Here is a 5753-nt window from a genome sequence, read left to right as displayed (position 1 = left end):
CGCACCTGCGCCTCGTCGCCGATGATCGCCGTGGCCTCCACCATCTCGTCCGGCACGGCGGCCGCGGCCTCGTCCTTGCGGCCGGCGCGGAACAGCTCGGTGATGCGGTCCACGTCCTCGGCGAACCCCATCCTGCGGAACGCCTCGGCGTGGAAGTTCTTCTCCTCGGCCCCCATGCCGCCGGCGTACAGCGCGGTGAACGGCTTGTAGGCGTCGATCACGCCGCGGCGGTCATCGGTGATGTGCAGCTGGCACAGGAACGCCACCTCGAAGTCTTCGCGGGTGCGCCGCGCGCCGGGGCGGGCGAAGCCCTCATCGAGCCAGGAGTTGAACTCGGACGCCGTGCGCGGCGAGGCGAGGAAGCCCAGCCAGCCATCGGCGATCTCGGCGGCCAGGGCCACGTTCTTGGGGCCCTCGGCGCCCAGCCAGATGGGCACGTCCTCGCGCAGCGGATGCAGGATCGACTTGAGCGGCTTACCGAAGCCGGAGGCGTCCGCGCCCTGGTACGGCAGCGCGTAGGCGGGCCCCTCGGAGGTCACCGGGGCCTCGCGCCGCAGCACCTTGCGGATGATGTCGATGTACTCGCGGGTCCGGGCGAGCGGCTTGGCGAACGCCTGCCCGTACCAGCCCTCCACCACCTGCGGCCCCGAGACGCCAAGCCCCAGGCAGAAGCGCCCGCCGGACAGGTGGTCGATCGTCATGGTGCTCATCGCGGTGGCCGTGGGCGTGCGAGCGGAGAGCTGCACGACAGCGGTCGACAACCGGATGTTCTCGGTGAGTGAGCCGTACCAGGCCAGCGGGGTGAACGCGTCGGAACCCCAGGCCTCGGCGGTGAAGACGGTGTCGAACCCCGCCTTGTCCGCGGCCACCACGAGGTCGGCGTGATTGGTGGGCGGCTGCGCGCCCCAGTATCCGAGCTGCAAGGCGAATTTCATGGACACAGTGTGACCCACGCCGCCGGATCTGCGTGACGCCCACCACGGAAAGCCGCCCAGAATCCGGTGGAACGTGTTCTACTTACGGCTGTGACGTCCAGAGAAACAGTTGTCGATATCACCCCGCCGGACCAGCCCGTGCTGTCCGCCTCGCTCACGCCGTCCTTCGACTACACCAGGTCGACCGGCCCCGTGTTGGGAGCGTTCTTCACCGGCCTCCGCGACCGCCGGATCGTGGGCAACCGCGACTCCCGGGGCACCGTGCACGTCCCGCCGGTCGAGTTCGACCCGCATACGCGCGCGCCGCTCACCGAGACCGTGGAGGTCGGCTCGGGCGATGGGGTCGGCGGCGTCGTCGTCGCCTGGACCTGGGTTCCCGACCCCACCGACGTCAACCCGCTCGACACCCCGTTCGCCTGGGCGCTCGTGCGGTTCGACGGTGCGGACACCGCCATGCTCCTGGCCCTGGCCGCCGACGGCCCCGAGGCCGTGAGCACCGGGATGCGCGTGCGCGTGCAGTGGTCGGCCGAGCGACGTGGCGACGTCCACGACATCGCGTGCGTGGTCCCCGAGGGGTACGACGACGACACCGCCGCCACCGACGCCCCGCCCACTGACGGCGAGCCCGCCGCCGAGTCCGCTGCCGCCGAGCCCGTCACGGGGGTCGTCACGCCCATCGGCCTGGCGGTGACCCACACGGCCGCGCCCGCGGAGAGCGAGTTCCTGCGCGCCATCGTGCAGGGCCGGATGCTGGGGCGCCGCCGCTCCAACGGCCCCGAGGTCTACGTCCCGCCGCGCGACTACTGCCCGTCCGACGGCGTGGCCATGGGCGAATACGTGGAGGTCGCCGACGTCGGCACCGTCACCACGTTCGGCATCGTCAACGTGCCGTTCGCGGGGCAGGAGATCAAGCCCCCGTACGTCACGGCCTACATCCTGCTCGACGGCTCCGATGTGCCCATCCAGCACCTCGTCCTGGGCTGCGAGGCCTCCGAGGTGCGGATCGGGATGCGCGTGCGCGCCGTGTGGGCGCCGGAGTCCGAGCGGCCCGCGTCCATGAAGGCCATCACGCACTTCGAGCCCAGCGGTGAGCCCGACACCGATCCGGCCACCGCCGCCACACACCTGTAGAGGACACCTCGTGACCCACACTGCTCCCCGGGACGTGGCCGTCATCGGTTTCGCCCACGCCCGCCATTCCGAGTCCACGTTCGGCACCACCAACGGTGTCGAGATGCTCGCCCCCGTCTTCGCCGAGTGCTACCGGCAGACCGGCCTCGACCGCACCGACATCGAGTTCTGGTGCTCGGGCTCGTCCGACTACCTGGCCGGCCGCGCCTTCTCCTTCATCTCCGCCGTCGACTCGATCGGCGCCGTGCCGCCGATCTCCGAGTCGCACGTCGAGATGGACGCCGCCTGGGCGCTGTTCGAGGCCTACCTCAAGATCGCCGCCGGCCACGCCGACACCGCGCTGGTCTACGGCTTCGGCAAGGCCTCGGCCAGCACCGACCTCGACACCGCGCTCGCCCTGCAGCTCGACCCGTACACCGTGACCCCGCTGTGGCCGGGCCGCCACCACGTGGCCGCGCTGCAGGCCCGCTCCGGCATCGACGCCGGGCGCTGGTCGGAGGCCGAGATGGCCGCCGTCGCCGCCCGCGCCCACGGCCGGGACGCCGCCGAGCTGCTGTCCGAGCCGTATATCGCCGACCCGCTGCGCCGTCACGACTGCTCGCCGGTCACCGACGGCGCCGGCGCGATCATCCTGGCTTCGGGCGACCGCGCCCGTGAACTGGTCGCCGACCCCGCCTACATCTCCGGGATCGAGCACATCGCCGACTCCGCCGAGTTCGGCGCCCGCGATCTCACCGACTCGCCCTCGGCCCGTGCCGCCGCGGTCCGCGCGAGCGGCTCGTCGTCGGACCGTCCCGACCTGGGCGGCGTCGGCGTCGCCGAGCTGCACACCCAGTACACGCACCAGGAACTCCTCCTGCGCGCGGCACTGGGCCTGTCCGACGACGTCACGGTGACCCCGTCCGGCGGCTCGCTGGTCGCCGACCCGCTGTTCTCCGCCGGGCTCGAGCGCATCGGCTACGCCGCCGAGGCCATCTGGTCCGGCCGCACCGAGCGCGCCCTGGCCCACGCCACCAGCGGCCACCTGCTGCAGCAGAACCTCATCTGCCTCCTGGAAGGACGCACCGCATGAGCGCCCACAGCTCCGGCCTGCCCGCCGCCGTGCTCGGCACCGGTCAGACCCACCACGTCTCCCGCCGCACCGACGTCTCCATGGCCGGCCTCTGCCGTGAGGCCATCGACGCCGCCATGCTCGACGCCGGGGTGGGCTGGGACGACATCGACGCGGTGATCGTCGGCAAGGCCCCCGACCTGTTCGAGGGCGTCATGATGCCCGAGTTGATGATGGCCGACGCCCTGGGCGCCGTGGGCAAGCCGCTGCTGCGCGTGCACACCGCCGGCTCCGTCGGTGGATCCACCGCGATCGTGGCCGCGTCCCACGTCCAGTCGGGGCGGTACCGCCGGGTGCTGGCCGTGGCGTGGGAGAAGCAGTCCGAGTCCAACGCCATGTGGGCGCTCTCGCTGCCCGTGCCATTCACCGCGCCGGTCGGTGCCGGCGCCGGCGGCTACTTCGCCCCGCACGTGCGCTCCTACATCCGCGGCACCGGCGCCCCGGAGCACGTGGGCGCCATGGTCGCGGTCAAGGACCGGCTCAACGGCTCCATCAACCCGTACGCGCACCTCAAGCAGCCCGACATCACCGTGGACAAGGTGCTCGAGGGCCAGATGCTGTGGGACCCGATCCGCTTCGACGAGACCTGCCCGTCCTCCGACGGCGCGTGCGCGATCGTGATCGGTGACACCGAGTCCGCCGAGGCCGTCGAGGCCGAGGGCCGTCAGGTCGCCTGGATCCACGCCACCGCCCTGCGCACCGAGCCTGGCACCTTCGCCGGGCGCGACTACGCCAACCCGCAGGCCAGCCGCGACGCCGCGGCCGCGCTGTGGGCCGAGGCCGGGATCACCAACCCGGCCGAGGAGATCGACGCCGCCGAGATCTACGTCCCGTTCTCCTGGTTCGAGCCCATGTGGCTGGAGAGCCTGGGGTTCGCCGACCCGGGCGAGGGCTGGCGAATGACCGAGTCCGGCGCCACCGCGCGCGACGGCTCGCTGCCGGTCAACCCGTCCGGCGGCGTCCTGTGCTCCAACCCGATCGGCGCCTCGGGCATGCTGCGGTTCGCCGAGGCGGCCCGCCAGGTGATGAACCGTGCCGACGAGCACCAGATCCCCGACGCCCGAAAGGCCCTCGGTCATGCCTACGGCGGGGGTTCGCAGTACTTCTCGATGTGGGTCGTGGGAACGGAGCGTAAGTCATGAGCAACCCCTACCTGGACGAGAGCGGCCAGTACCGGCCACTCGAGTTGAGCGAGGCCGCGCTGGCGAGTCCCGCTTACGCCGCCGCCCGCCGGTCGTGGGCGGCGACCAACGCCGGTGACCGCGACGCCTGGATCGCCGGCTGGTCGCCCGAGGGCTGCATCGAGGACCCCGTGGGCCCGTCGATGTTCGACGCCGAGGGAATCGGCCACCGCGGTACCGAGCGACTCCTGGAGTTCTGGGAGAAGGCCGTGGCCACCCCGGACCACATCGAGTTCCGCTTCGACCGCGGGATCGCCGTCGGCGACGAAATACTGTGCATCGGCACCATGCGCACGCATATGGGCGAGAACATCATGGAGATCGATATCGCCGTGGACTACCGCGTCGACTCCGACGGCCGCCTGGTCTCCCTCCGCGCCTTCTGGGAGCAGGACGTCGCCCTGGCCTCGGGCCTGCGGCCGCTGACCGACGACGACAGGGCGGTCATCGCCGGCGCCGCCCGGAAGAGCGAGTGATCATGTCCCGCGTAGTCGACGTCGAGTTCTCCGTCCCCGTCTCCTTCTCCCCCGTCGACCAGTACATCTCGATCGCCCGCGGCGCCGAGGCCGCCGGTTTCGACCGGGTCGTGCTGCCGGATTCCCTGTTCCATCCGCGTCGACAGGACAAGGACTACCCGTACACGCCGGACGGCTCGCGGATGTGGGACGAGAACACGCAGTGGGTCGAACCGCTGATCGCCTCCGCCGCGATGGGCGGCGCCACGTCGACGATCAGGTTCTGCCCTCAGGTACTGAAAGTCGGGCCGCGTAACCCGCTGCTCCTGACCCGGCAGGTCGCCTCCGTCGCACTGATGACCGGCAACCGGCTCGACCTGGGCGTGGGGATCGGGTGGGATCCCAACGAGTTCGAGTGGTGCGGCGCCCCGTTCAAGGGCCGCGGCAAGCGCACCGACGAGTCGCTGGCCATCATGCGCGAGGCACTGAAAGGCGAGTGGATGGAGTTCCACGGCGACCACTTCGACTTCGACGAGCTCATCTTCACCCCGGCCCCGTCCGAGCAGGTGCCGTTCTACGTGGGCGGCCACACCGAGATCGCCCTCAAGCGGGCGGCGCGGATCGGCCAGGGCTGGACCAGCGCGATGATGAAGTTCGACGAGATCGCGGCCACCGTCACGCGCCTGGGCGAGTTGCTCGAGGCCAGCGGCCGCTCGCTCGCCGACCGCGGCGACGGCAAGCCTTTCGCCATCCAGGTGGTCTGCCTGGACAAGTTCGGCACGCGCGGTTTCACCGAGCTGGCCGAGGCCGGGGTCACGGACATCATCGTGATGCCGTGGATGGTCGAGGGACACGGCTTCGACTGCTCCACCGAGCAGAAGCTCGAGTCCATTTCCAACTTCGGCGCGAAGTACGGCCTGACCGACTGACAGTTCCCCGG

Annotated in this window: 6 protein-coding genes; 5 read left to right on the top strand and 1 reads right to left on the bottom strand. The window is 71.2% G+C overall.

Annotated elements, in window-relative coordinates; translation table 11 throughout:
* Nucleotides 1-935, bottom strand: a 935-nt coding sequence (locus ACWIE7_RS18130) for an LLM class F420-dependent oxidoreductase (protein WP_454070181.1), incomplete at its 3' end; no start/stop codon positions are given.
* 90 nt (nt 936-1025) lie between these two features.
* On the opposite strand from ACWIE7_RS18130, the gene ACWIE7_RS18125 reads away from it, so the two are divergent.
* From ACWIE7_RS18125 to ACWIE7_RS18105, 5 genes are read left to right on the top strand one after another with little or no spacing between them, the layout of a single operon-like run.
* Nucleotides 1026-2066 (top strand): OB-fold domain-containing protein, encoded by a 1041-nt coding sequence (locus tag ACWIE7_RS18125; RefSeq protein ID WP_454070180.1) that lies wholly within the window; start codon nt 1026-1028, stop codon nt 2064-2066.
* A 10-nt stretch (nt 2067-2076) separates the two neighbouring features.
* Nucleotides 2077-3138: a thiolase domain-containing protein gene (locus tag ACWIE7_RS18120; protein ID WP_454070179.1), complete on the top strand. Its 1062-nt coding sequence runs from the start codon at nt 2077-2079 to the stop codon at nt 3136-3138.
* Nucleotides 3135-4319, top strand: a complete 1185-nt coding sequence (locus tag ACWIE7_RS18115; RefSeq protein ID WP_454070178.1) for a thiolase domain-containing protein — start codon at nt 3135-3137, stop codon at nt 4317-4319. The genes ACWIE7_RS18120 and ACWIE7_RS18115 overlap by 4 nt, the downstream gene beginning before the upstream one ends.
* A complete protein-coding gene (locus tag ACWIE7_RS18110; RefSeq protein ID WP_454070177.1) occupies nt 4316-4834 on the top strand; it encodes a nuclear transport factor 2 family protein in 519 nt (172 codons plus the stop codon). Before ACWIE7_RS18115 ends, ACWIE7_RS18110 begins: the two co-directional genes overlap by 4 nt.
* A 2-nt stretch (nt 4835-4836) precedes the next feature.
* Nucleotides 4837-5742 (top strand): TIGR03619 family F420-dependent LLM class oxidoreductase, encoded by a 906-nt coding sequence (locus ACWIE7_RS18105; protein WP_454070176.1) that lies wholly within the window; start codon nt 4837-4839, stop codon nt 5740-5742.
* Nucleotides 5743-5753: the final 11 nt, after the last annotated feature.

This window comes from Dietzia sp. NPDC055343, from assembly GCF_053645265.1.
Note: the sequence above shows the minus strand (reverse complement) of the source record. Positions and strands in the feature narration are given on the sequence as shown.

What these genes read in the sequence shown, in the direction of transcription:
- ACWIE7_RS18115 (WP_454070178.1), top strand. Translation starts at nt 3,135, where the DNA reads ATGAGCGCCCACAGCTCCGGCCTGCCCGCCGCCGTGCTCGGCACCGGT.
- ACWIE7_RS18110 (WP_454070177.1), top strand. Translation starts at nt 4,316, where the DNA reads ATGAGCAACCCCTACCTGGACGAGAGCGGCCAGTACCGGCCACTCGAG.
- ACWIE7_RS18105 (WP_454070176.1), top strand. Translation starts at nt 4,837, where the DNA reads ATGTCCCGCGTAGTCGACGTCGAGTTCTCCGTCCCCGTCTCCTTCTCC.